Below are 26,010 nucleotides of genomic sequence, written 5' to 3'. Positions count from 1 at the left end.
GCGAAGACAATTCTCCGCCTTTCCTTGAGGGTGGAAAGGCTTATTTGAAGCCGATTTCAGACAGTTGAAGCTGCGAGTTCGTCGCGATGGTCGGGGTGAAATCGATACGCGGATTGACGCGAGCGAAACCAACCATGTGGAACATCATCACATCTGCAACGACATCGTTGTAGAGATAAGCGATGAGGTTCTTCCAGTCTTCCGTGCGCTTGTCTCCAGTCGCAGCGGTCGCGTCAGCAATCATCTGGTCGACCTTCGGGTCGGAGATACCGGACTGACGGCCCTTGCTGTCATACTTGAAGTACATGGAGAACACCGGGTCACCGCGCGAATTGTCGTGCTGGGCAGCAACGAGCTGTGGCCCACGGTTTTCCGGATAAGGCTTGGAATACTGCTTTTCGAATTCTGCCACTTCATACATCTGCAATTTGACCTTGAAACCGACGGCTTCAAACATCTGCTGGGCAGCTTCCAGAACTTCAACGACGTTCGGGAAGTTGTTGGTACGGCCAACAATGGTGATTGGCGTATCAACGGCAACACCGTCAGCCTTGGCTTCTTCCAGCAGCTTCTTTGCGCCTTCCGGGTCAAACGGCAGTGGTTTTACATCCGGGTTCCAGCCAAGTGTGCTTGGAGGCACCATGGCAACGGCCTTGACGGCACCCTTCGGCAGCAGCGTGCCGATGAAGGCGTCGCGGTCCAGTGCCATGTTCAGAGCCTTGCGAACACGAACGTCATCCAGCGGCTTGATGGATGTATCGACGCGCATGTAGAAAGTTTCAGAGTTCAGGTAGCTGAAGTCCATCTTCGGATCGGTGGCGTCGAGCTCCGAAATATTAGTTGCCAGATCGGCTTCGCCGGCGGCCACCATGGCTGCACGAACCGCTGGGTCAGCGCGGAAGACATAGGTTGCCTTGGTCACAGCAGGCGCTGTGCCCCAATAGTCGTCGCGGCGCTCAAGCGTAATGCTCTGGCCAGCCTTCCATTCGGTCAGCTTGTATGGACCGGTGCCGATTGGCTGACGGGTAAACTCGATTGGCGTTTCCGAAGGAACGATCGTTACCAGCGTCATCAGCAGTGGCAGAATTGGCTGTGCGGGCGTCGCGGTAATGTCGATTGTCTTGTCGTCGACAACCTTGGCTTCGATTTTGGTATCACCGAAATAACGTGGCGTTTCGCACGAGATCTTGTCGCTCATCGCGCGTTCGATGGAGTGTTTGACGTCGGCAGCATCAAATGCCGAACCGTCAGAGAACTTGGCATCCTTACGTAGATGGAAACGCCATGTGCCAGGCTGGCTTTCTTCCCACGTTTCCGCCAGTCGTGGCATCAGGCCCTTGTTGGTGCGCACATCCAGTTCGGTCAGCGTCTCGGATACGTTCTGCAGAATGATACGGCCAATGTTCGAGCGCGTTGCCATGCACGGCTCAACCAGATCAACCTCTTCATCCAGAACGACAGTCACATCCTTGGAAGCCTGCGCATAACCGGTCGTGACAACCGAAGTGGCCATCAACATCCCGAGTAAAATCCGTTTGCCTTTCATCTGTTCCTCCCTTTTTGATGCAGCACCTTGCGATTTTCCGCCCACGGCTGCGCTGCGAATGCCGTTACGAATTTTCAAGCTAGATATCGCGCTCGGCCGCAGCCTGCGCACGCCGTTTGAGGCGCCCTCCTCCCGCCACGGCCAGCGTGGACAGGAAAATCACTCCGGCGCCGATCCAGGTTGAAAAACCTGCGACCTCGCCAAACAGAACCCAAGCCATGACCGCAACAAATGGCAGACGCAGGAAATCCATAGGCGCAATATGCGACGCCTCTGCCATGCTGAAGGCCTTGGTCATCAGTGTCATGTTGATCGCACCCATCACACCCTGCAGGGCAAGCAGCGAAAACTGACGAAGATCGGGCGTCGCCCAGAAGAACAGTGCCGGAATGGCCGCCAGCGGCACGGTGACGATGAGGTTCCAGGCCACCAGCGTTTCCGTATTGTCCTTGTCCGACATGCGCTTGAGCATCAGTTGCACCAGCGCCTGAAGCGCCGAACCACCCAGCGCAAACAGCAGGGCTGGCGCAACGGCGCCCGCGGCACCGGGCTGAATAATGACAAGTGTACCGAGAAACCCGGTTACCACAGCAAAGAGTTTTGTCAGCGTGAAGGCCTCACCCAGCCACAACCAGGCACCAATCATCAGAAAGATTGGCGTCATGAACATGATCGCCATCGCATCAGCGAGTGGCGCGGCGGCCAACGCCACGAAATAACAAACGAGTGCTGCCAGCTTCAAAGCGGCGCGGCTGACATGCTGGAACCTGTAACCCGATTTCAGAATGTGCGGTCGCGTCGCGATCAGCGGCAGAATAACTGCCAATCCGAAGACACTTCTGAAAAAGCCAATAACAAAGGGATGCACTTCGCCGGCAAGAAGACGGATCACCGCAGCGTCCGCAGCGGCCAGCGCTGCAGCCAGTGCAACGTAGCATGACGCCACCATAATGGTGCGATCATTTCGCTGGACATCCGCCGTAACCATGATTTCTCCCTGTGCATGCTCCCACATTCACCGACACAAGCTTGCTACAACATAGACAATTTGTCAATTCGTTCGATATTAATGTTCGAATAAGAATTTTTTAAAAAAAATAAATATATGATATTAAACAATAAAATTTACTCAAAACCTCGAAATCGACAAAAAACAAAAACAGACATAACTTGACAACATATCAAATTCAGCAATGATGAACGTGAAAAAAGCATCATAGGGAGGATGCGTAAGTGACACCGGAAGAAATAGCCGCCAGCATGGATGGGCGCATCGCCGCATCCGAAGGCGGACTGACGCAGGCATTTCTGCCCTCACCGAAAATTCAGAACCACGCAGCCTTTTTGCGGTTCCTACCTGACGGCACACTTGCCTGCGCATGGTTTGGCGGCACGCTGGAAGGAAAGTCCGACATTTCCATCCACGTCTCGACGCTGGCACCACAGAGCAATCAATGGTCTGAAGCCAGCCAGCTGAGCGACGATCCGAACCGCTCCGAACAGAACCCGATGCTGTTTGTCGAGCCGGACGGTTCCATCAGCCTTTTTCATACGGCGCAGCCTTCCGGAAATCAGGATGAAAGCCGCGTTATCGCAAGGCCGATCTCATTCGACGGCACAATGACGGCTGGCAACCCACGCGACATTGGTCTTGCAAATGGCACCTTCATCCGCGCGACCATCGTGGTGCGCGATGATGGCGCTTGGATGTTGCCTCTGTTCCTGTGCAATCCACGCCCCGGCGCACGCTGGACCGGCACTCACGACACCGCAGCCGTCGCCGTCAGCACCGACAACGGCAAGACCTGGAGTGTGACGGATGTGCCCGATAGCTTCGGCTGCGTGCATATGACGATCGTGCCACTGGACAATGGCAAGATGGTCGCCTTCTTCCGTCGCAGGCAGGCCGATTTTGTTTATCGCACGCAAAGCCTTGATGGCGGCAGAAGCTGGTCAGCACCAACTGCCACCGACGTGCCCAACAACAATTCATCGATTGCCGCTATTCGACTGCGGGACGGACGTGTGGCGCTGTTGTGCAACCCGGTATCATCAGCCGAATTTTCGCAGCGTCGTGCATCGCTCTACGACGAGTTGGAAGAACAGGACGATCGCCCGAATGCCGAAGGTGGCATCGTGCCGATCTGGGGTGTGCCACGTGCGCCCCTCACGCTTTGTGTTTCAACGGATGATGGCCACACCTTCCCGACGCGTCGTATCGTTGAAGACGGCCCCGGCAACTGCCTTTCCAACAATTCTGTTGACGGTCACAATAAGGAAATGTCCTACCCGGCCATGGTCGAAGACGGACAGGGCAACTTGCATCTGGCGTACACCTATTATCGCCGCGCCATCAAATATGTCCGCCTGAACAAGGGCTGGATAGACGGAGAAACTGCATGAGCACACTCGTTGGAATAACCATGGGCGATCCCGCAGGCGTTGGCCCGGAAATCACCATAAAGGCACTGGCCGAAATGAGCACTGAGGACCGCGCCAATACGCGGGTCTATGGCAATCTCAAACAGCTGGAAGCCGCCAAAGCAGTGCTCGGCATCGATCTGGACCTGACCGGACTGGTCGTTGACGTGGAAGTGGAAGGAGCACCCGTTGCCTGGGGTAAACTCAGCGCCATCTCCGGCGATGCCTCATTCCGCTTCATCGATACTGCCGTGAAAGATTCAATGGTCGGCAAGATTGGCTGCATCGTCACCGCGCCAATCAACAAGGAAGCACTGAATTCGGCCGGCCACCACTATGATGGCCATACCGGCATGCTGACGTCACTGACCGGCTCGAAGTCCGCCTTCATGTTACTGGCGTCCGACCGGTTAAAGGTGATCCATGTTTCGACCCATGTGTCGTTGAAGGACGCCATCAACCGCGCCAAACCAGAGCGTATTCTGGCGACCATCAAGGCCGGAAATGATCACCTGAAACGTATCGGTTATGCCAAGCCGAAGATTGCCGTGGCAGGCATTAACCCGCATTGCGGTGAAAACGGTCTGTTCGGCACCGAAGACGATGAATTCATCGCGCCGGCCGTTGCCCAGGCACGCGCCGAAGGCATGGATGTTTACGGCCCTATTTCGGCGGATACCGTGTTCCACCGCGCCTATCAGGGCGGGTTTGATCTGGTGATTGCCCAGTATCACGATCAGGGTCACATCCCGATCAAGCTGGTGGCCTTCGATACGGCCGTCAACGTCTCCGTCGGCCTGCCGATTGACCGCACCTCTGTCGATCACGGCACCGCCTTCGACATTGCCGGGACCGGCAAGGCCAATCACGTCAACATGAACGCAGCCATCGCCTATGCGCGCAAGCTGATAGCCGGGAAAAATGCACATGGCAAAGTTTGAATTCAGCGGCGTTTATTGCGCGGCAACCACCCCGGTTACGGCCGATGGCAACCCGGATTTCCAGCTGTTTACCGCCCATTGCAAAGCGCTGCTGGACGAAGGCTGCGATGGCGTCGCACTGCTTGGCACCACAGGCGAGGCAAATTCCTTCGGCCTGAAACAGCGTATGGATATTCTGGAGAAGGCGATTGCCGGTGGCGTAGCACCTGAAAAACTGCTGCCCGGCACCGCCCAGACGGCCATTGCCGACACCATTGAAATGACACGCCATGCCGTTCAGGCCGGTGTGCACGGCGTGGTCTTGCTGCCGCCATTCTACTACAAGGGTGTCAGCGCCGAAGGCATCTACCGTGCATATGCCCGTATTATCGAAGGCGTGAAAGACGACCGCCTGAAAGTGGTTCTCTATCACATTCCACAGGTATCGGGCGTCGCCATTCCGCATGAGGTTATTGCCCGCCTGCGCAAAAATTATCCCGGCGTCGTTGTTGGCATCAAGGACAGTTCAGGCGATCTGGAAAACATGAAGGCGATGATTGCCGCATTCCCGGATTTCGGCGTGCTGGCAGGTGCCGATCCGCTGCTTCTGCCGCTGATTCAAGCCGGTGGTGCAGGCTGCATTACCGCCAGCTCCAATCTTGTCGCCGCTGAACTTCGTTTTGTGTTCGACAATTGGAATGTGCTGGGCAAGGAAGCCGCAGTCAAAGCAGCACAAGACAAGATCGTCGCCTGGCGCGAACTGACCAACGCCTATGTACAACTGCCGACCGTGAAAACCATGGTTGCTAAACGTCGCGGCGACAATGGCTGGCTGCGCGTCACACCACCGCTGATCGAACTGTCGGACGCAGAACGTGCAGATGTCTGGTCGCGCATGGACGCGCTTGAAAGAGCTTGAGGGAGAACCGCCATGGATGGAATGGCTAGACCGATCACCCTGCATCAACCCAAGCGCCTTGAAATAGGCGCTGGCGCCTCTGCCAAGCTGGGCGAATGGGCCAATGGCGCATCACGCATTCTGGTGATTGCCACCGAACACACGCTTGGTTTTGTCGACCGACTGAAGCTGACTGGCGCGATCACCGTCTTTGCCGACATTCCACCGGAGCCGGATGACAAAGCGCTCAATGCAGCCATTGAAATGGCACGTAGCGTTCAGCCGGATCTGGTGGTTGGCCTCGGTGGTGGCTCGGTTCTCGATGTCGCGAAACTCGTTGCCGCTCTCTGGGACGGTCAGCAGGCGCTGGATGACGTTGTTGGCCCCAACAAGGTGGCTGGCCGCAAAACAGCGCTGGCTCAGGTGACAACAACAGCTGGCACCGGGTCTGAAGCCGGTATTCGCGCACTGATTACCGACAGCCTTAGCCATTCCAAAAAGGCGGTCGAAAGCCCCTACCTGCTGGCCGACATCGCCATTCTCGATCCGGAACTGACCTGGTCGGTACCACCGGCAGTAACCGCCGCCACGGGCATTGATGCTATGGCTCACTGTGTGGAAGCCTTCACCAATATTCGCGCCCATGACCTGATTGATGGTTATGCGCGCATGGGCATCCAACTGGTCGGCAAATATCTGGCGCGTGCCGTGGAAAACGGCAAGGATACCGAAGCCCGCGCCGGCATGATGCTCGCCTCCTATTACGGCGGCATCTGCCTCGGACCCGTCAATACTGCGGCAGGCCACGCCCTTGCCTATCCTCTCGGCACCAGGCTAGGTCTGCCGCATGGCCTGGCCAATGCCATCATCTTCCCGCATGTGCTGGCCTATAATGTGCCGGTGCGAGCGGAAAAAACTGCCGAAGTTCTTGATGCACTTGGCCTTGCTATCTCCAAGGATCCGGCCGCCGTGCTCACCGCGACCTATGGTTTCTGCAAGGCACTTGGTGTGGAAATGAAGCTGTCGGTACATGGTGCGCAGCAGGAGCACTTGCAGAGCTGGGCAGATGAAGCTCATGCCATCCGTAGACTGATGGATAACAATCCACGGGACATGTCAGCGCAGGATGTGCTGGCAATCTATAACGCCGCGTTCTGAAACCTGCCTGTCAGGCACTCCAAATTCAAAACAGCAAACAAAACCCCGGTCAAAAGCCGGGGTTTTTATATGTGCAAAACAGAAAGCCTTATGCCCCCTGGGCAAGTTCGGGCCTGCGCCCCTCAAACAACCGGTCACGCGAACCACGAAGGTGCTGGCGCATCAGGTTTCTGGCCAGATCGGAATCGCGCGTGCGGATTGCCTCGTAAATCGCGGCGTGTTCATCAAAAACATGTCGCAGTCCACTGGCTGAATTCTTCAGCGACAGGCCATGGAACTGCATTCCAATGGCAATATGATCTTTCAAGGCCTCCATGGCCGTTGAAAAATATGTATTACCCGAAGCCTGCGCAATCGACAGGTGGAACATGAAGTCGGCATCTTCGCGGTGCCTTTGCCGGCTCGTTGCATCCTGCAATGCTTCAAGCGCCAGACGAATGACCCGGATCTGCGTATCGCTGTGCCGTTCGGCAGCGCAGGCCGCCGCTTCCGGTTCCACGGTAATGCGGAATTCATAACAGTTGTGCAGATCGGCAATATTTTCCAGTGGCCCGAACCCAAGGGGTTGCTTGACCCCTTGTATGCGCACGAAACTGCCAGCCCCCTGACGCGAATACACAAGCCCTAGATCGCGTAACTTCTTCAGGGCATCACGCACTACCGGGCGCGAAACCTCAAATTCCGCCGCCAATTCATGTTCGGTAGGCAATCGTTCATCGCTCTGATAGGCGCCGGATTTGATGGCATGTTTCAGCCGTTCAAACACCACCTCGCTCAGGCTTTTACGATGTGAAATCTGCTCCACTGTCCGCATTATTTCACGCCTTCATGTCCGAGAATTTTCTCCGCCACCTGCACCAGTGTTTCCGCATCGCCGAAACCGCCCGACTTGGTGATGAAATGACGATCGCCATATTTGGCAACGGGCAAGCCTGGCATAATCTCACCCAGCAAGGTCAAAATGCGAATACCCTGCTTGTCGAAATAGGCTTCCGCCGACGCACCGCCCGACAGGAGCAAAGTGTCATAACCCGCATCAAGCGCCGCAACCGATGTTGCAAGATTGTCCGCGACTTCAACGGACGACAGTTCCGTTGCACCATCAACCGCCTGAACGAGGGTGAGCGCCGATGAAAGTGGCGCGGCAGCAACGGCTGTTTTCCCAACAGCACCACCTGGCGCAGCAATGTAATTCAGATGAGAAGCCGCATCGCGCAAGGTACCAACTTGCGAAACGGTAATCGGATCGCGCGACCCGATGGCAATCAGCAGCTTGTTGCCTTTCACGCCGACACTGTCCAGTCGCAGGCGACCCGATTGTGCCGCAAGCGCATTTGCCAGCGACAATGCGCCGACCAAAAGATCATTTTCCTGCAAAAGACCCAATGCCGCCTGCATTGCCTCAACGGTGCTGGTGTCTGGAATGATCGATCTTTCAGCAACGGTCCCCAGCCGATCAGCAATGGCGATAGGTGTTTCAACACCAAAACCGCTGATCATGCCATTGGTCACAACCCGACCAAACTCAGGAATGGCAGGCAAAACAACTGCACGCTCGAACTCAAGCGCTGAAATCTCGGCCTCGACATTGCCTTTCAGCCGTGAGTCGACCTTTTTCAAAAGCGCCATGCGGCTGACCAGCTGTTTTTGTGCCAGCGCCACACGGTTGGCGGCTTCATCCGGTGCAATTTCCCGGCTGCGGGTGGTCACGGCAACCACATCTGCGCCACCAGCAACGGCCTCACCCAGCGCAGCCTGATCGATAACGACCGTAACGGAATAACCATGAGCGGCGAAAGGAGCAGCGGAATCCAGCGCACCCGTCAAATCATCCGCAACGATCATTAACCTGTCGACTTCAAACTTCATGCTGCTGTACCGATTTTACAAATTTTCCATAAATTGGACTCTCAAAGGGCCGCAATTCCTTTGGTAAATCATCGCATAACGGGAAATGAAAACAACAAAAATTTACAAGTCGAAAACAAATTATCGCAACTTGTGTGGTTGAATGTGACCTAAATGCACATTCCCTAAACCACAAAAATATTGAGGCAGAAAACACCGGACAACAGCACCGGGTAACGCACAGACCAAGCGCCAGTAATCCCCAACCAAATAGCCGGAGCGTAGAACTCAAAACGCCTTGAATTCAAGGAATCGGACAGCGCCGGAGAAAAAAGAGGCATTCTATTTAAACTTAAAGAAAACTTCGCAAGCGCGACTTCAGAGCAAATTTCATCAAGTAAAAGAATTTCACGCGACAGTCGAAAAATAAAAATCAGGCAGACAAAACCATTCTCAAGCGCTCATATTAGCGCAAAAAACTCATTACCCATATAAAATACAACCCGTAATTTCATATATCAAAAATACCTAACCTTGAATTTCCAATTTACCCGATGACTCGCCACAAAATGAAAAATCTTGAAATATCGGCACGTTAATCACGTTTACAAAATTTTAATTACCTAATCATTTCGGGTCATTTCTTTAATGAGGTTTTCATATTAGCATAATTAACAAGTGATTAATAACAATGGACATGCATCATTTCGCGGATTCGAAATAAAAAACACAATAAGAAAGTAAAAAATGCGTATCGCTCAGGGAGGCATAAATGTTCATGGTATCTTCTAGAATGACTCATGCAGAACGCATAAACAACACATCAGTAACAAACCAGACATTACTTTTAATCGCGGATGCGGATCTGTTTTCCGAATGCCTGGTTGAGGCACTCGGCAAAAAGTTCCCCATGTGTAATGTCATCAGCATTAACCAACCACAAGCAATCGAAGACGGGTATACATCCGATGTGAAACTGGTCCTGCTGTACAGAATTGCTGGCCAGCAGTTGCAAGATGCCCTGAACAACATCCGGGAAAAACATCCTTCAGCATCGATCGGCCTCGTTATTGATGCCGTCGGCATGCTGGAATCCTATCTCAAACAGCTGGTTGAAACACGGATCATTGATGGCGTATTGCCACTCAGTCTGAGGCTGGATGTATTCATGGCCGCAGTCGATCTGTTGATCAAGGGCGGAGAACATTTCCCGTCCGCGCTGCTTGGACGCCTTGTTGAGACCAAGTCACCAACCAATGCTATGCCGCATGCTGGCACGCCCATTGGCTTGGCGTCGGCTGCAAAGCAGCACCACCATGACTTCAACGGCCTCACGACACGGGAAGTCCAGATTTTGGATCTTCTGTGTAAGGGAACCCAGAACAAGATTATCGCGGACAGGCTGCATCTGTCGGAAAATACTGTCAAAGTACATGTGCGAAACATCTATAAGAAGATGCATGTGCGTAACCGTACGGAAGCCGCATCACGCTTCTTCGCATTCGACCATGCAGAAATGACCCATCACGAATGGAAAAACTGAGCGTCGTCGTACAAAAGTTGCAGTTTGCTTTTGTACGAAACTCTCCTGAGCTCATCGCGGCTCAATGAGCTTTTTGTGAAGCAACATTGATCCGCGACACCACGTTATGCCTGACAGAAGCAGATATTAGCGCAGGTAGCAGCGAGCCTTCTGGCCAAAACCGCTCGGCGAGCAGGTATAAGGCGATGAACCGAAATCATTGACCTTGGTAACGGCAACAGCAGGCTCGCTCTCCGCTTCAACGCTTGAGACCAGCGTGACAGACGCCTTGTCATAGGCATAGGACTTCTTCGGTGCGGAAACGCGATGACTGACTTCGTTCTGGATTTTCGGTGCGCTGTTATCGGACAGAAGCGGAGTCTCGACGGCGGAACAGGACGCAACGGAAAAAGCAACAACGGCAATAGAGCACGCCATTTTGGCAAGGCGCGCAGGGTTCAATGCCCCCGCGCGGTGATGAATAATAGACATATTTGTCCCCAATGCCGCAAAGTGCGGCCAGCTGCGATGCGTTTGTGGCAAATAGCCCGTCAAACACACTCGTGTTGATATTTAACTCATGCACCTCTGACCAAGGCAAGCATGTCACACCACACACAATCGCTCCCGGTGGCCAGCACACCGAACGCCGTTTCAGGCTCGGCACGCACGCTACCCTAACCTCATTCGATTGAGTGAGGCTTGCGCTCTTGCTTGATAAGAAAGGCATTATGTAGGCATGGTTAAAAATACGTACACAATGGGATTAATCAATGTATTTCCCCGGTAATCAATTGTAATATTTCAGAATTTTCGCATTGACGAAAACAAATAACAAAATATGATCTTCTTAAAAGAATAAAAAAATGGCATGAATCAAGTAAAGTCGGCCCACAACAATAAGTAATAAAGCCGCCGGAAACTCAAAAAAATCAAAACGAGCGACACAACTACACGGAAACGGTGCTGCTGTTTCCTGGTAGGAAGGAGTGTGTGTAATGCGTAAGTTCGTTCCCGATAACAATGACTCCAACGTAAACATCTATTCGAACTGGAAACCGGGCCTCCGGGCACTTGTCAATGGCGGCGCAGGTTTTCTCGGTTCACACCTGTGCGAAAGGCTGTTGCAATGCGGCCATGAGGTTATCTGCCTCGACGACTTCTCCAGCGGCAGACGCACCAATATTGAACATCTGACGTCCAATAGCCGTTTCACTGTGGTGGAGCACGACGTGCGCAAACCCTATGATCTCGATGTATCTGTCATCTTCAATTTTGCGTCACCCGCATCCCCACCTGATTACCAGAAGGATCCGGTAGGCACGCTTTTGACCAATGTGATCGGTGCCCTGAACGTGCTGGAACTGGCACGTCGCACCGGTGCAACAGTTGTCCAGTCCTCCACATCGGAGGTCTATGGCGACCCTCTTATCAACCCGCAGCCGGAAACCTACTTCGGCAACGTCAATCCCATTGGCCCGCGTGCCTGCTACGATGAGGGAAAACGCAGCGCTGAAACGCTGTTCTTCGATTATCACCGCAATTTTGGCGTCGATATCAAGGTTGGTCGCATCTTCAACACCTATGGCCCGCGCATGCGCCAGGACGATGGTCGTGTTGTTTCCAACTTCATCGTGCAGGCCCTGCAGAACAAGGACATCACCATCTATGGCGACGGCAAACAAACCCGTTCCTTCTGCTATGTGGATGACCTGATTGAAGGTTTCCTGCGCTTCTCGGTCAAAAGCCCAGAATGCTGTGGCCCGATCAACATTGGTAATCCTGCAGAAATTCCGGTGCGGCAACTGGCAGACATCGTCATTGCCATGACCAACTCCAGCTCACGCATCATACACCTGCCAGCCGCAGTGGATGACCCGCAACAACGCCGGCCGGATATTACCCGCGCCAAAGAAGAGCTGAGATGGCAACCGCGCGTCAATCTTGAGCGGGGCCTCGCAAAGACCATCCACTATTTCGATGCGCTGCTCAGCGGTAAAAAAATGGCGGAGGCCGTATGAGATGCCCCGCTACATCCTTGTCACAGGCGGAGCCGGCTTCATAGGAAGCCATATCTGCAAGTCGTTATCGCTGTCCGGCATGGTGCCGGTGGCTTATGACAACCTGTCCACCGGCCACAGCGATGCTGTGCGCTGGGGACCGTTGATCACGGCTGACATTGCCGATCACAGCATTTTGCGGGCAACGCTTGCCGAGTTTGCCCCTTCCCACGTTATCCATTGCGCTGCCAATGCCTATGTCGGTGAATCGGTAACCGACCCGCGCAAATATTACCGCAACAACGTGGCCGGCAGCCTGACACTGCTGGAAGCCTGCATGGACCACCATGTCGAAGGACTGGTCTTTTCCAGCAGTTGCGCCACCTATGGCATTCCGGAAATCCTGCCGATCCGTGAGGAAACGCCACAAATACCGGTTAATCCCTACGGCCGTACCAAGCTTATTTTTGAAATGGCACTGGAAGACTATGCCGCAGCCTATGGGCTGCGGTTTGTCGCCCTGCGCTATTTCAATGCCGCGGGGGCTGACCCGGGCGGAGAGCTTTCCGAACGGCATGAGCCTGAAACCCACCTTGTGCCACGGGCGCTTCTAGCCGCCGCACACAAGGTTCCGCAACTGGATGTGTTCGGGAATGATTACGACACGCAAGACGGAACCTGCGTGCGTGACTACATTCATGTCAGCGATCTGGCTGACGCTCATCTCGCAGCGATCCGTTATCTTGTCGGTGGTGGCGAGACGCTGCGTGTCAATCTGGGCTCTGGCCGTGGCGCATCGGTTGCCGAAATCGTCGGTGCCATTCACCGTGTGACCGGCCAGCAGGTACCTGTCCAGTACGGCCCGCGTCGCGCCGGTGATCCACCCTCACTGTTTGCAGATATTGGTCGCGCCAAAGCCGTGCTTGGCTTCACACCATCACGCTCGGACATCGAAACGATCATCCGCACTGCTGCACCGACGTTCGGACTGGAGACCAGCCGATGAGCACGACACAGTTCATCACAACCGTTAACACCCAAAAGGCCAAACATAAGGTCCATGCCACAGTGTCTGACGCGCTGTTCGACCCGGTCTTCACCGGGTGGAACCGTATTGCCTATCTGCTGGGTATCGCAGGCTGGCTGGTAACCTTGGTTTATTTCTGGGGCTGGTGGCTGGATACTGACCACATGCTGTCGATGCCCTATTTCATCGCCGTCAGCGTCTCGGTGTTCTACGTCACCATCCTGCCTGCCTATTTCGTGCTGATTTTCCTCAATGCGAAAGTCGTCAAACCGGAGACACCCTTGCCCGAGGGGCGTGTTGCCATGGTGGTGACCAAGGCTCCATCAGAACCCTTTTCGGTGGTCAGAAAAACCATGCTGGCCATGCTCGAACAGAAAATACCGATAGAATACGACGTCTGGCTGGCCGATGAAGATCCGACACCGGAAACCAGACGCTGGTGCGGCGAACATGGCGTATTGATTTCCACCCGCAAGGGTGTGGAAGCCTATCACCGTGCACAATGGCCGCGCCGCACACGCTGCAAGGAAGGCAACCTTGCCTATTTCTACGATCATTATGGGTATGACCGTTATGACTTCGTGGCGCAGTTCGATGCGGACCACGTACCGGAACCAGACTATCTCTATGAAATCCTGAAGCCTTTTGCGGATCCCGCGGTCGGTTACGTGTCGGCACCTAGCATTTGTGACGCCAATGCCGATGAAAGCTGGGCGGCACGGGGCAGGCTATACGTCGAGGCTGGCCTGCATGGCGCGTTCCAGACCGGTTATAATAACGGCTGGGCACCCCTGTGTATCGGCTCACATTATGCCGTGCGCACCAAAGCTTTGCGCCAGGTGGGTGGCCTTGGACCGGAGCTGGCAGAAGACCACTCCACCACCTTGCTGATGAATGCGGGTGGCTGGCGTGGAGTGCATGCCTTGAACGCTATTGCCCATGGTGATGGACCTTCAACCTTCACAGATCTTGCCGTGCAGGAATTCCAGTGGTCGCGTAGTCTGGTTACAATTCTTCTGCAGTATTCGAAGCACTATGTGCCGGCACTGCCAGCCAAACTGCAATTCCAGTTTCTGTTTTCGCAGATGTGGTATCCGCTGTTTTCCGTTGTCATGGCAGTCATGTTCGTCATGCCGGTTATCGCCCTTCTCGCAGGCCGTCCACTGGTCAATGTCAGCTACCCGGAATTCATGCTGCATTTCCTGCCGTCTATCCTGATGCTGACGGTGTTCACCTTCTTCTGGCGGGCAACCGGAACCTTCAGGCCGCATGATGCACGGCCGTTCTGCTGGGAAACATTTGCCTTCCTGTTCCTGCGTTGGCCCTGGTCGCTGGCAGGCTGCCTGGTCGCCATACGTGACAGGATGAACGGTTCCTTCGTGGATTTTCGCATCACACCGAAAGGTGGCGAAAAGGCCGGATGCCTGCCGCTGCGCATCGTCGCCCCCTACATCGTGCTGGCCGGCTTCACAGCGCTTGCCATGATGCTGGCGCCGGACAGCCGCAGCACCCAGGGCTTTTACATTTTCGCAGCCATGAACGTGACGGTTTACGCCTTCCTCGTTCTGCTTTTGATGTTCCGACACGCTTCGGAAAACAGCCTTTCGGTATTGCCACGCACATGGGGCACTGCACTCGCAACAGTGTCTTCCTTCATCATCATTGCCAGTGGAGTGGTGCAACTCAACACCCATGGCCTTGGTGGCCTGGAAGCGCTGTCGCACGGCCAACCCTATGTCAGCTTTACCGAAACACGCTTCAACGCTTCCGGTGCAGGCGTTGGTGGTACCAAGACCATAAAGATGAAATTCCGGGTGAAATGGCACGGCATCCAGCCTGAACAGGAAGTGCAGGTAAAGCCGCAGCCCACTCCACCACAATACGGAATCATCATGCTGGCCAAGGCCAGACAGGATGGGTCCCTCGAGAAAGGAAGACTGTCATGAAAACTATAATCAAAAACCTCAGGCTTCCAGTCCTTCTGCTCAGCATGAGCATGCTGACACCAAGTCTGGCGCTTGCCGCAAAAGAGGTCAAAAAATCCCCACAGCTTCTGACAGCATCGGAAGTGGTGAATATGTACAAGGACAAAACCTGGCGCTGGCCAAGTGGCGGCGGACGGTTTGATTCGCAAGGTCGGCGCTTTACCGCAATGACCGAAGAAAACGGCAAGAAGTCCATCGGCGAAGGCACATGGTCAGTCGATAACCTCGGCAAGATGTGCATGAACGCCACCTGGACGACGGACGGCGAGGCCGCCAAGGCAAGGACATGTTTTTCCCATGGCAGGCTTGGCAACGTGATCTACCAGAAGCGTTTGCCAATGGGAGACTGGTACGTGTTTCGCAGTGCCAAACCCAGAGCAAGCGATGAATTTTCGAAACTTGTGAACACCGACAGCGTAACCGTTCAGGCGTTGGCGGCCAAACAGGTCATGTCAGTCAAAAAATAGTTGGAGAGGAGAAAGCCATGAAGAAGCTGAACAAAAAAATCCTGTCCGCAGCGGCTATAGCAATCCTGTTTTCCGCCGCGGCCTACCCGGTGGTCCAGTCACAGGCACAAAATGCCGCAGGCATGACAGCCGCCACCTTGCGTTCCATAACGGACAAACGCCCGACACTGCATGCCGATGGCATAAAGTTCGGCGCCTATGATCCACATGGCGACTTCGGTCAGCAACAGGGTGTAGCGACCGAACACCTCTTCCTGCCCTGGGAAGACGTGGATCTGGATAGTTTGAAAACGGCCGATGCCTATGCGTTGGAACGCAAACGCAATGTGCTGATTACCGTTGAACCCTGGTCGTGGGACGTCAGCTGGCGCCTGACCTCCGATGAGTTGCGGCGGAAAATCCTGCAAGGCGGGTATGACGAAAACATGCACGCCATTGCCCGCATGGTCTCGCAAATGAAAAGCCCTGTCATCATTCGCTGGGGCCAGGAAATGGAAGATAAATCCGGCCGCTTCTCGTGGTCCGGTTGGGCACCGAATGACTACATCACTGCCTACCGTCACATGATGGATATCGTGCGCAAGGAAGCGCCCAATGCCAAACTGATGTGGTCTCCAAAGGGTGAAGACGGCCTGCAGGCCTATTATCCCGGCGACAACTATGTCGACTTTGTGGGGCTGTCGGTGTTCGGTCTCGAGGCCTTCGACAAAATCGAACATGGCGGCCCATGGACCTTCGGACAATCCCTCAAAAAGGGATACAGTCTGGTGGAAAAATACAACAAACCGATATGGGTCGCCGAACTGGGTTATGAAGGCAATGATGCCTACATCAAACCCTGGATGAACGACGTGACGTTGAAAACCACCGAGTTCCCCAAGCTGGAGGAAGTCGTCTATTTCAACGACAAGGACGTCCATCCATGGCCGCATAACCTTGGAAAACCCGACTGGCGCGTGGTGCGCAACGACCAGACCAACTGAAGCGTTGCCATGCCAAACCACCCATAAAAAAGCCCCGCACGACAGGTGCGCGGGGCTTTGTTGTTAAGTGATACAGCCGCGATCAATCCTCTTGGATATGGCTCGTATGCTTGGTGTCGCGCATGCGGATGTAAACGATCAGCGATAGGCCAATCATGATCGTGACGTACCAGAAAAACCAATCTTCATGGCCGATCTGCTTGAACTTCAAGGCCACGAACTCTGCCGTACCGCCAAACACCGTATTGGCCAGCGCGTAAGGAAGCGCAACACCGAGTGCACGGATGTGCGCCGGGAACAGTTCCGCCTTAACGACGGCATTGATCGAGGTGTAACCGGTGACGATCAACAGACCCGCAAGAACCAGAGCGAATGCTGCAAAGGCATTTGTCGTTACAGCCAAAGTCGAGAAAATCGGATAGGTGCACAACAGACCGAGCACACCGAACCCGACCATCAGCGGCTTGCGACCGATCTTGTCGGAAAGCGCACCCGCGACAGGCTGGAACAGCATGAACACAAACAAAGCAGCTGTGGTAATCTCCGTCGCACTTTCCTTGCTGAAGCCCGACGTATTGACGAGGAACTTCTGCAGGTAGGTCGTGTAGGCATAAAAGGCCAATGTACCACCGGATGTCAGTGCCATAACCATCAACGCTTCACGCGGATAATGGCGGAACAGGGCCCAGCCACTGGACTTCGGCTTTTCAGCCGTATCAGCCTTGGCATTTTCAAAAGACTGCGTCTCAACCAGACCACGACGGATGTAGAACACCGCAATGGCGAGGAAGCCGCCAATCAGGAATGGGATACGCCAGCCCCACGAGCTGAGCTGTTCCGGCGTCAGCACACGCTGAAGAACCAAGAGAACCGCCAGCGCCAGCAACTGACCGGAAATCAGCGTGACATATTGGAAGCTTGAGAAAAAGCCGCGACGGTTCTTGCCAGCCATCTCACTGAGATAGGTGGCGCTTGCGCCATATTCACCGCCAACACTGATGCCCTGCAGCAAACGTGCAAACACCAGAATGGCTGGCGCCGCAATGCCAATGGTCTCATGGCCCGGCGTAATGGCAATCAACAGAGATCCGAGACACATCAGCGTCACCGACAGTGTAAGGCCAGCCTTGCGGCCCTTGCGGTCTGCGTAGGTTCCCATGAACCAGGCACCGATCGGGCGCATCAGGAAGCCGACCGCGAAAACGGCCGCTGCGCTCAACAATTCGGCGGTCTGGTTGCCGGAAGGAAAAAAGATCGGCGCAAAATACAACGTAAAGGCCGAATAAACATACCAGTCATACCACTCGACGAGATTGCCTGCGGAACCGCCAATAATGGATTTCAAACGGGTTTTCTGGTCCAGGACTGGAGCACCAGCCGGACTTGATGACATCTTATTCACAGTAACTCCAATTCGTAATTATCTGGAGATGAGGCGCGCGGAAGGTATGAGATGCGATATTTTGCCGCGCCATAAGACGGCTATACACCCGGATTGCTGCGATGCGCAAGTTTATGATGCACTGCAGCAATATCACATTAGACCAAAGAACTAGGCGCGAAAAACCGGTATCGTGCAGAACAGGAATTCGTTCCTGCGGAAATCTTTATCAAATTATCGATGTGAAGATTTTGGTGCCCCTTGCCGGAATCGAACCAGCACTCCTCTCGGAACCTGATTTTGAGTCAGGCGCGTCTACCAATTCCGCCAAAGGGGCAACAGGAGCGAAGTCCTGTGGTATGGCGCCGGACTATACGAATGAACCGGTTCCGGTCAACCGGTTTTTACAAAAATCAGCAATTCACGAAACTTTGCTCGATCACCGTGTCGGGCGGAACATTCACCACATTTACATTCCCGCATGTACTGGATTACAGGTTACAGCATGATGCCGGGCAGGACGGCACCCACATACCCCTCCTTTCCTGTCCCATGCGTGGGCAATTTTCATCACGCAGATACCAAAGCAAGAGTGAAATCCATGGCACAGACACAATCCGCGCAATCCGGTCTTACCATTTCTTCCGTTCTGGTCACCGCAGGTATGATCTTCACCGTCGGCTCGGCGCTTGGCTTTCAGCACATTGGCGGCTACACGCCCTGCGCGCTTTGCCTCTTGCAGCGTGATCCCTATTATTACGCCATTCCGCTCGGCATTCTCGCCATCCTCGCAAGCCTTCTGAAGCTGCCCTCATGGACCGTCAAAACACTTCTCGTGCTGATTGGTATTGCCATGCTGATCGGCGCTGGCATGGGCGTTTATCATTCCGGCGTTGAATGGGGTTTCTGGGAAGGCCCGACGACCTGCGCCACGGGCGCACCGTCGATCACAACCAATGCAGGCAGCCTGTTGAGCGACCTTAACGCCATCAAGGCACCTTCGTGCAACACCGCAGCATTGCGCGTGCTTGGTCTGTCGTTTGCGGGCTGGAACGTGATTGCAAGCGTAGCGCTGGCCGCAATCGCCTTCTACGGCGCAACCCGCAAAAAGATCTGACCGGGAACCGGCTTCATCAAGGCTGAAGCTCGGTATCCCAGTAAAGATAGTCCATCCAGCTTTCATGCAGGTAATTGGGCGGGAACAACCGCCCATTGTTATGCAGGTCCTGCACGGTTGGCTGGTATGGTCTCTGGTGCGGAAGCATGCCAGCCTGTTTCGGCAATTTACTGCCTTTGCGCAGGTTACATGGTGAACACGCCGCAACGACGTTCAGCCATGTGGTTTCACCACCATGCGCACGCGGAATAACATGATCGAATGTCAGGTCGTCATGAGAGCCGCAATACTGGCATTGGAACTTGTCGCGCAAGAAGACATTAAAGCGGGTAAAGGCAGGGTTTCTGGCCGGTTGCACATAGGTTTTGAGGCTTATGACACTCGGTAATCGTATCGAGAAACTCGGCGATGAAACCGAGTGATCATACTCTGCTATGATATTCACACGATCTAGAAAAACCGCCTTGATCGCGTCCTGCCATGACCAGAGCGACAAGGGATAATAACTCAGTGGCCTATAGTCAGCGTTCAGAACGAGCGCTGGCAAAGCCTGTGGGGAGACTGCAATCGTCAAGGGCTTCTCCTGATCGATTCGGCATCTGCATTGTGTATATTAGGTCTGTTGTTACAGTATTGTGAAGCCTATAAATGAAGCGCTCAAAGAAAGGCATATTTCAGGCGACTGGCAGCGCCTCACGCCGGGTTATCGCAGCGTAATAAGACCAGAAAAGCCGGGCCGCCACCGAGCGCCATGGCGACCATTTTTCTGACAAAACAGCCAGTTGACGAGCGGTCGGGCGCGCCTCTAGGTCAAGCGCATGGGCAACCGCAGCCTGCAAAGCGACATCCCCGGCCGGAAAAATATCCGCGTGGCCACCGCAGAACATCAGATAGACCTGCGCCGTCCATGGCCCTACCCCTTTGACGGCTGTCAATTCGGCCATCGCAGTCGCCGCATCAATCTGGCTCAAAGCTTCGAGATCCAGACCACCTTCGGCAACCGCCGTGGCAATACGTTGCAAGGTCTGCGCTTTGGCACGGGAAAGGCCAAAACCGGCGGCAATATCCGGGTGAACAGCCAGATATCGGTCCGCCGTCATCACCTGCGTCCCCGCGACAATCCGACCCCAGATCGCATCAGCACTGGCACGTGATACCATCTGAGACACGACAATACTGGCAAGACCGGCAAAGCCGGGTTCGCTGAGACGTAACGGCACCGGTCCACACCGGCTGGCAATAAGGCTTAAGGATGGATCGAGCGCAAACAGGGCCGTAAGCCCGTTGGTAATATCGTCATCCCCACGAATAACCGTCATCGAATTTCCCAGTCAAACCACAGCCTATTAGAGGGCCCAGGGTCAACACGTCCACCGACCCTTGGCAAACAGAAAAAAATAATGCCTGTAGAGATCATGTCTGATCTGCCACGTCAAAATTGCGTTACCCGTTTTGCTCCCAGCCCCAATGGGCCACTGCATCTGGGTCACGCCCTTTCTGCCTTCATGAACGCCGATATGGCCAGAGAAAACCAGGGTCGTTTTCTGCTGCGCATAGAGGATATCGATCAGACCCGCTGCACTCCGCAGTTTGAACGGGACATTTACGACGATCTGTCCTGGCTTGGCCTGTCATGGGAACAACCTGTCCGGCGACAGTCTCAGCATTTCGACGACTACCGACTTGCACTGGAAAAACTTGTTGCCATGGATCTTGCCTATCCGGCATTTATGACGCGCGGCGAAGTGAAGGCAATCGTCAAGGCATCAGAGGCAGGTGGCACGCCATGGCCACGCGATCCTGACGGCGGGGCGCTTTACCCTGATAGCGACAAACAGCGGACACCGGCCCAGCGACAAAATCGCATGGCCTCGAAGGCACCATTTGCATGGCGATTGAACATGCAAAAGGCCATTGCCCAGCTTGATGAACCATTATTCTGGGACGAGTTCGGCAGCGGCCAGCATCAAACAATCAAAGCCGATCCCGCCCAGTGGGGCGATGTTGTGCTATCGCGTTCGGATGCGCCATCAAGCTATCACCTTTCCGTGGTGCTGGATGACGCGTTGCAGGGTATTACCGACGTGGTCCGCGGAATGGATCTCTATCATGCCACCGCCATTCATCGGCTCTTGCAGCAACTGCTGAGTCTTCCAGCACCACGCTACCATCACCACAGGCTTATTCTGGGTAACGACGGACGCAAACTTTCCAAAAGCCAGGGCAGCACCGGACTGGCAACGTTGCGCGCAGCCGGCAAAACACCCTCAGATATCCACCGCCTGGTCGGGCTCTGAACTTTCCTTGATGGTTTTCCCATTGATGGTGCGCTTGATGATGCGGCGGACCTGATACTTCATCAGGGCTGCATTGACCTCTGCACCCAGCATGAAGATCACCCCAATCATGTAGAGAAACACCAGCACGATCATCACCGACGCCAGACCGGCATAGGTGGCGGTGTAATTTGCAAAGGTGGCAAGATAGGAAGCAAAAAGCAGCGCGCCTGCCACCCAGAACAGCAATGTCAGCACGATGCCCGGCAGCACATCCAGCAAACGCCGCCTGCCGGCTGGCAGCCATAGATGTGCAATCACCAGGCCGGTAAATAGAACGATGATAGTTCCGTAAACACCAAGGCTGGAGATAGTACTGAGAAAATCGGTCATCCACGGAAAGCGCACTTCCGCAAAAGCAAGAGCCACCGGCACCGCCACCAGCACCGTGCTGATTGCAGCAAAGATGATGACCGCCATCAGCACATAAAACAGGCTCCACAGACGGGTCACATACCACCAGCGCGTTTCCGAAACGCGGTAGGCGCGGTTGAGCGATATGCGCAACGCCTCTACCCCGTTAGACGCAAAGTAGGCGGCAGCCAGCACCGAAACTGTCAGCAGTCCCCCGCGCGGAATGGTCAGGACCTGCTGCACCTGGGCCGCAATAGGTGCGGCAATCGCCTCCGGCCAGGTATCAAAAATCAGATGAACGGCTGTTTCCGAAAAACTGTCCGCGCCAAGGAAACCGGCCAATGCCGTCCCGAAAATCAGGAACGGAAAAAGCGCAAGCAAAATGGACAATGCCACGTGACTTGCCATTGCCCAGCCGTCATCCTCCGCAAAATGGAAGTAGGCGTCAAAGGCAACCTTGTAGGCCAGTCGCAGAGTGGCGAACATGTCACCTCCTGATTCATGCATGCTGATTGTAACTTAGTGGCGAATATGGGAAATCAGCATCGCTTTGTACAGGGAAGAGGCATGACAGACAAACCGGTTATCATCATTACAGGTTGCTCCTCCGGCATTGGCGCCCATTGCGCGACAGCGCTGCAAGACGATGGTTGGCGGGTTTTTGCGACTGTCCGGAGAACTGAGGATATGGCGGCGCTGGAAAACCAGGGCATTGAAACCCTCCTGATGGACTATACCGAACCCACCTCGATTGCGGCGCTGGTCGACACGGTTGCGGCCCGCACTAACGGACGCATCGATGCGCTGTTCAACAACGGTGCCTATGGCCAGCCCGGCGCAGTGGAAGACCTCTCGGTTGATACGCTACGCAGCCAGTTTGAAACCAATGTTTTTGGCTGGCATGACCTGACCTGCCGCGTCATTCCCTTCATGCGCAGACAGGGCAAGGGCCGCATCGTGCATTGCTCATCCATTCTCGGCCTTGTGCCATATCGCTATCGTGGCGCCTACACCGCTTCAAAATTCGCACTCGAGGGACTGGGTGTAACCTTACGCATGGAACTGGAAGGCAGCGGCATCCATGTCAGCATGATCGAACCGGGACCAATCGCATCAAAATTTACCGCTACCGCCCTTTCGCATATCGAGGCCAATATCGACCTGAAGAACTCGGCGCATGCGGCGCAGTACGAAAGACAACTGGCGCGCCTGGACGGAACAGGTCCGGTTAACAAGCATAAGCTTGGTCCTGAAGCAGTCTATAAAGTGCTCAAGCATGCCTTGACCGCAACAAGACCGAGGCCGCATTATCTTGTTACCGTTCCAGCCAAACAGGGTGCGTTTTTGAAGAGGATATTACCCGCCGACATGTTCTATCGGCTGCTGCGCAAGTTCGACTAGCCAGAAACGGAAATTCAAAGCAGAGTTTCGCAATGTGCATTGCGAAAACTTGAAATGATGATGCGTATCAAACGCACGGCACCTCAGGGAAACAACAAGGATAAAATCATGTCGGGGTTTACAACAGTTCTTGCCCTCATCGTCATGGGACTTGTCGTTCTCGTGCTGATCCGTGGCCTGTTCAACATGCTCAAGGGAACGGATGGCAACAAATCCAACAAGCTGATGCAACTGCGTCTGGTTCTTCAGGCATTGGCCATTGCGCTGATCATGCTGACATTGTGGATTACCGGTGGCGGACGTTAAGACAGGAAAAACATGGTCAAGCTGAACAAAATTTACACCCGCACAGGCGACAAGGGCACCACAGCTTTGGTGTCTGGACCACGCCGCCGCAAGGACGACCTGCGTGTTGAGACCTACGGCACGGTGGACGAAACCAATTCGGCCATCGGCATGGCACGCCTGCACACCAAGGCATTTCCCGAACTGGATGCCATGCTGATGCGTATCCAGAACGATCTTTTCGATCTGGGGGCCGACCTTGCCGCGCCGGATACGGGAGAGCCGCTGGGTTATGAACCGCTGCGGATCATCGCAGCCCAGGTGACCCGGGTGGAAACCGAAATCGATGCGTTGAATGCAAACCTTTCGCCGCTCACCTCATTCGTGTTGCCCGGCGGTTCACCGGCATCGGCCTATCTGCATCTGGCGCGCACCATTTCCCGCCGCGCTGAACGGCAAATCGTGGAGCTGTCTTTTACCGATGGCGAAACGGTAAGCCCGGCGGCACTGCAATACATCAATCGTCTCTCCGATTTTCTGTTCGTGGCAGCGCGTTTCACCAATGACGGAGGCGCTGCCGATATTCTTTGGGTGCCGGGCAAGAACCGCTGAAAATGATCATGCATCAGAGGAAAATCGATGTTCATACCGTTGCATGATTCGAACTCCCTCAAGCACATCAAAACCCAATACGTCACGATTTCGCTGATCGTCATCAATACGATTGTTTGGCTTGTGACCGGTGCCTTGGTTTCAGACGAAACTTTCGGTCGCGCGGCCATGGGGCTTGGCTTCATTCCGGCAGTGGTGTTCGACTATGCACATCTGGAACCGGCGTTGCAGATGATACCCGATGACGCCACCTTGATCACCTACGCGTTCCTGCACGCCGACTTCTGGCACCTTGCTGGCAACATGGTGTTTTTGTGGGTGTTCGGCGACAATGTTGAAGATGCGCTCGGCCATGTCAGGTTTCTGCTGTTCTATCTGCTTTGCGCTGCGGCAGGCGCCCTGTTCCATGGTCTGGTCGCGCCCATGTCGGAAGGTCCGCTGATCGGCGCATCTGCAGCCGTGTCAGGGATTGTTGCCGCTTATTTTCTACTGCATCCGAAAGTCCGTGTCTGGGTGCTGGTGTTGTTTCGTATCCCGCTTCCGCTACCGGCGTTTATTCCACTCGCACTGTGGATCGGCCAACAGTTTCTGATGCTGGCAGCTGGCATGGACGATAACGTCTCCTGGGCTGGGCATGTCGGTGGCATTCTGGCCGGCAGCATCCTGGTTTTGTTCCTGCGACGCAAAGGCGTACCGCTGTTTGATCGGACAATTGTCACGCCAAAAGCAGTCAAACACACGACCGATGATGTAAAAACAATACCGGTGTCGCAAAATCAGCGCTCCAATGGCGGCATCCGATGGGGTCGCTGAAAAGAAACCGCTTTATTTTATCTTCACGTAAACGTCAGATATCAATCCAACGCATGGCATCATGAGCAATGGTCCGTTGAATTTATGGAAAAAATGCGTATCCATGTGCCCACTCGAAAATATGGTGGTCGTATGCTCTGTCCACATGATTGAAGTTGAAGGAAAGCTCCATGAAGATCCTTGTGCCCGTTAAACGAGTTGTCGACTACAACGTGAAAATTCGCGTGAAAGCAGATGGCACGGGCGTTGAACTTGCCAACGTCAAAATGTCGATGAACCCGTTTGACGAAATCTCCGTCGAAGAGGCTCTTCGTCTGAAGGAAGCTGGCAAGGCCGAAGAAGTGGTCGTTGTGTCAATCGGTCCGGCCAAAGCCGAGGAAACGCTGCGCACGGCGCTGGCCATGGGTGCCGACCGTGCAATCCTGATTGAAACCGATGAAACGGTTGAGCCGCTGGCAGTCGCCAAGCTGTTGAAGGGCGTGGTCGATGCGGAAACGCCGGATCTGGTTATCCTCGGCAAGCAGGCAATCGATGACGACAGCAACCAGACCGGCCAGATGCTGGCGGCATTGCTCGGCTGGGGTCAGGGCACCTTCGCATCGAAAGTCGAGATTGCTGACAGCTCGGTTGCTGTGACCCGCGAAGTCGACGGCGGCCTGCAGACCGTTTCGCTGAAATTGCCTGCCATCGTGACCACCGACCTTCGCCTCAACGAACCACGTTACGCGTCGCTGCCGAACATCATGAAGGCCAAGAAGAAGCCGCTGGACAAGAAGACCCCTACCGATCTGGGTGTTGATATTGCGCCGCGCCTCAAGGTTTTGAAGACCGAAGAACCGGCTGGCCGCAAGGCAGGCGTCAAGGTTGGCTCGGTCGCAGAGCTGGTATCGAAACTCAAGGCCGACGGCGTATTGTAAGAGACGGATAAGGGAGATT

At 54.6% G+C, this 26,010-nt stretch carries 26 protein-coding genes and 1 tRNA gene; 17 read left to right on the top strand and 10 right to left on the bottom strand.

Annotated features, from left to right (window positions below):
• Positions 1-40: 40 nt before the first annotated feature.
• On the bottom strand, positions 41-1,513 hold the full coding sequence (locus PYL13_RS26440) for an ABC transporter substrate-binding protein (RefSeq protein WP_441296708.1): 1,473 nt from the start codon (positions 1,511-1,513) through the stop codon (positions 41-43).
• A 112-nt stretch (positions 1,514-1,625) separates the two neighbouring features.
• On the bottom strand, positions 1,626-2,534 hold the full coding sequence (locus PYL13_RS26435; protein ID WP_259149454.1) for a DMT family transporter: 909 nt from the start codon (positions 2,532-2,534) through the stop codon (positions 1,626-1,628).
• A gap of 245 nt (positions 2,535-2,779) precedes the next feature.
• Between PYL13_RS26435 and PYL13_RS26430 the strand changes: the two genes are divergently transcribed.
• From PYL13_RS26430 to PYL13_RS26415, 4 genes are read left to right on the top strand one after another with little or no spacing between them, the layout of a single operon-like run.
• Positions 2,780-3,949, top strand: a complete 1,170-nt coding sequence (locus PYL13_RS26430) for a sialidase family protein (RefSeq protein ID WP_275643732.1) — start codon at positions 2,780-2,782, stop codon at positions 3,947-3,949.
• Complete coding sequence (gene pdxA / locus PYL13_RS26425; protein WP_275643733.1) at positions 3,946-4,908, top strand: 4-hydroxythreonine-4-phosphate dehydrogenase PdxA; 963 nt, start codon at positions 3,946-3,948, stop codon at positions 4,906-4,908. Before PYL13_RS26430 ends, pdxA begins: the two co-directional genes overlap by 4 nt.
• A complete protein-coding gene (locus PYL13_RS26420; protein ID WP_259149457.1) occupies positions 4,895-5,806 on the top strand; it encodes a dihydrodipicolinate synthase family protein in 912 nt (303 codons plus the stop codon). The genes pdxA and PYL13_RS26420 overlap by 14 nt, the downstream gene beginning before the upstream one ends.
• Before the next feature lie 12 nt (positions 5,807-5,818).
• Entirely contained in the window at positions 5,819-6,943 is a 1,125-nt protein-coding gene (locus tag PYL13_RS26415; protein WP_275643734.1) for an iron-containing alcohol dehydrogenase, read from the top strand.
• 88 nt (positions 6,944-7,031) lie between these two features.
• On the opposite strand, the gene PYL13_RS26410 is transcribed toward PYL13_RS26415, so the two are convergent.
• Together PYL13_RS26410 and PYL13_RS26405 are read right to left on the bottom strand one after the other, a co-directional pair.
• On the bottom strand, positions 7,032-7,757 hold the full coding sequence (locus PYL13_RS26410; protein WP_259149459.1) for a FadR/GntR family transcriptional regulator: 726 nt from the start codon (positions 7,755-7,757) through the stop codon (positions 7,032-7,034).
• Complete coding sequence (locus tag PYL13_RS26405) at positions 7,757-8,812, bottom strand: four-carbon acid sugar kinase family protein (RefSeq protein ID WP_275643735.1); 1,056 nt, start codon at positions 8,810-8,812, stop codon at positions 7,757-7,759. Before PYL13_RS26405 ends, PYL13_RS26410 begins: the two co-directional genes overlap by 1 nt.
• Positions 8,813-9,563: 751 nt before the next feature.
• Between PYL13_RS26405 and PYL13_RS26400 the strand changes: the two genes are divergently transcribed.
• Entirely contained in the window at positions 9,564-10,334 is a 771-nt protein-coding gene (locus tag PYL13_RS26400; RefSeq protein WP_275643736.1) for a helix-turn-helix transcriptional regulator, read from the top strand.
• Between the two features lie 126 nt (positions 10,335-10,460).
• Here the strand turns inward: PYL13_RS26400 and PYL13_RS26395 are convergent, their stop codons facing one another.
• Positions 10,461-10,805 carry a hypothetical protein gene (locus tag PYL13_RS26395; RefSeq protein ID WP_275643737.1) on the bottom strand — a complete coding sequence of 115 codons (345 nt, stop codon included), beginning with the start codon at positions 10,803-10,805 and terminating at the stop codon, positions 10,461-10,463.
• Between the two features lie 506 nt (positions 10,806-11,311).
• Between PYL13_RS26395 and PYL13_RS26390 the strand changes: the two genes are divergently transcribed.
• The 5 genes from PYL13_RS26390 to PYL13_RS26370 are packed head-to-tail and all read left to right on the top strand — an operon-like array spanning position 11,312 to position 16,775.
• Entirely contained in the window at positions 11,312-12,334 is a 1,023-nt protein-coding gene (locus PYL13_RS26390) for a UDP-glucuronic acid decarboxylase family protein (protein WP_275643738.1), read from the top strand.
• 1 nt (position 12,335) lies between these two features.
• Positions 12,336-13,319, top strand: a complete 984-nt coding sequence (galE, locus tag PYL13_RS26385) for a UDP-glucose 4-epimerase GalE (protein ID WP_275643739.1) — start codon at positions 12,336-12,338, stop codon at positions 13,317-13,319.
• Positions 13,316-15,286, top strand: coding sequence for a glycosyltransferase family 2 protein (locus PYL13_RS26380; RefSeq protein ID WP_275643740.1), 1,971 nt, complete (start codon positions 13,316-13,318; stop codon positions 15,284-15,286). Before galE ends, PYL13_RS26380 begins: the two co-directional genes overlap by 4 nt.
• Positions 15,283-15,792 (top strand): DUF995 domain-containing protein, encoded by a 510-nt coding sequence (locus PYL13_RS26375; RefSeq protein WP_192491508.1) that lies wholly within the window; start codon positions 15,283-15,285, stop codon positions 15,790-15,792. Before PYL13_RS26380 ends, PYL13_RS26375 begins: the two co-directional genes overlap by 4 nt.
• Before the next feature lie 17 nt (positions 15,793-15,809).
• Positions 15,810-16,775: a glycoside hydrolase family 26 protein gene (locus PYL13_RS26370; RefSeq protein ID WP_192491509.1), complete on the top strand. Its 966-nt coding sequence runs from the start codon at positions 15,810-15,812 to the stop codon at positions 16,773-16,775.
• Positions 16,776-16,857: 82 nt separating this feature from the next.
• Here PYL13_RS26370 and PYL13_RS26365 read toward each other — a convergent pair whose 3' ends face one another.
• Together PYL13_RS26365 and PYL13_RS26360 are read right to left on the bottom strand one after the other, a co-directional pair.
• Entirely contained in the window at positions 16,858-18,168 is a 1,311-nt protein-coding gene (locus PYL13_RS26365) for an MFS transporter (RefSeq protein ID WP_275643765.1), read from the bottom strand.
• 240 nt (positions 18,169-18,408) lie between these two features.
• Positions 18,409-18,493 (bottom strand) — tRNA-Leu (locus PYL13_RS26360).
• A 264-nt stretch (positions 18,494-18,757) separates the two neighbouring features.
• Here PYL13_RS26360 and PYL13_RS26355 point away from each other — a divergent pair.
• Positions 18,758-19,273, top strand: a complete 516-nt coding sequence (locus PYL13_RS26355; RefSeq protein WP_275643741.1) for a disulfide bond formation protein B — start codon at positions 18,758-18,760, stop codon at positions 19,271-19,273.
• Between the two features lie 16 nt (positions 19,274-19,289).
• Here the strand turns inward: PYL13_RS26355 and PYL13_RS26350 are convergent, their stop codons facing one another.
• Together PYL13_RS26350 and PYL13_RS26345 are read right to left on the bottom strand one after the other, a co-directional pair.
• Positions 19,290-19,847, bottom strand: coding sequence for an HNH endonuclease (locus PYL13_RS26350; RefSeq protein WP_192491511.1), 558 nt, complete (start codon positions 19,845-19,847; stop codon positions 19,290-19,292).
• A gap of 100 nt (positions 19,848-19,947) precedes the next feature.
• The gene (locus PYL13_RS26345; protein WP_275643742.1) at positions 19,948-20,592 is read right to left on the bottom strand and encodes a DNA-3-methyladenine glycosylase family protein; all 645 of its coding nucleotides are present in this window, start codon (positions 20,590-20,592) and stop codon (positions 19,948-19,950) included.
• A gap of 81 nt (positions 20,593-20,673) precedes the next feature.
• Here PYL13_RS26345 and gluQRS point away from each other — a divergent pair, with 81 nt between their 5' ends.
• Positions 20,674-21,570 (top strand): tRNA glutamyl-Q(34) synthetase GluQRS, encoded by an 897-nt coding sequence (gene gluQRS / locus PYL13_RS26340; RefSeq protein WP_275643743.1) that lies wholly within the window; start codon positions 20,674-20,676, stop codon positions 21,568-21,570.
• Here the strand turns inward: gluQRS and PYL13_RS26335 are convergent.
• Positions 21,541-22,449 (bottom strand): YihY/virulence factor BrkB family protein, encoded by a 909-nt coding sequence (locus PYL13_RS26335; RefSeq protein ID WP_250985547.1) that lies wholly within the window; start codon positions 22,447-22,449, stop codon positions 21,541-21,543. The genes gluQRS and PYL13_RS26335 overlap by 30 nt on opposite strands.
• Before the next feature lie 81 nt (positions 22,450-22,530).
• On the opposite strand from PYL13_RS26335, the gene PYL13_RS26330 reads away from it, so the two are divergent.
• The 5 genes from PYL13_RS26330 to PYL13_RS26310 all read left to right on the top strand — a co-directional run bounded on the left by PYL13_RS26330 (position 22,531) and on the right by PYL13_RS26310 (position 25,991).
• Positions 22,531-23,364: an SDR family oxidoreductase gene (locus PYL13_RS26330; protein WP_275643744.1), complete on the top strand. Its 834-nt coding sequence runs from the start codon at positions 22,531-22,533 to the stop codon at positions 23,362-23,364.
• 108 nt (positions 23,365-23,472) lie between these two features.
• Positions 23,473-23,670, top strand: a complete 198-nt coding sequence (locus tag PYL13_RS26325; RefSeq protein ID WP_192491515.1) for a twin transmembrane helix small protein — start codon at positions 23,473-23,475, stop codon at positions 23,668-23,670.
• Between the two features lie 12 nt (positions 23,671-23,682).
• Positions 23,683-24,261, top strand: coding sequence for a cob(I)yrinic acid a,c-diamide adenosyltransferase (locus tag PYL13_RS26320; RefSeq protein WP_259149471.1), 579 nt, complete (start codon positions 23,683-23,685; stop codon positions 24,259-24,261).
• A gap of 27 nt (positions 24,262-24,288) precedes the next feature.
• Entirely contained in the window at positions 24,289-25,074 is a 786-nt protein-coding gene (locus tag PYL13_RS26315; protein ID WP_275643745.1) for a rhomboid family intramembrane serine protease, read from the top strand.
• 170 nt (positions 25,075-25,244) lie between these two features.
• Complete coding sequence (locus PYL13_RS26310) at positions 25,245-25,991, top strand: electron transfer flavoprotein subunit beta/FixA family protein (protein WP_259149475.1); 747 nt, start codon at positions 25,245-25,247, stop codon at positions 25,989-25,991.
• The last annotated feature ends 19 nt before the right edge of the window (positions 25,992-26,010 follow it).

The sequence above is a fragment of the Agrobacterium sp. Azo12 genome (assembly GCF_029193765.2).
GTDB lineage: Bacteria > Pseudomonadota > Alphaproteobacteria > Rhizobiales > Rhizobiaceae > Agrobacterium.
The sequence above is the reverse complement of the archived record's forward strand: the minus strand, read 5'-3'. Positions and strand labels throughout refer to the sequence as shown.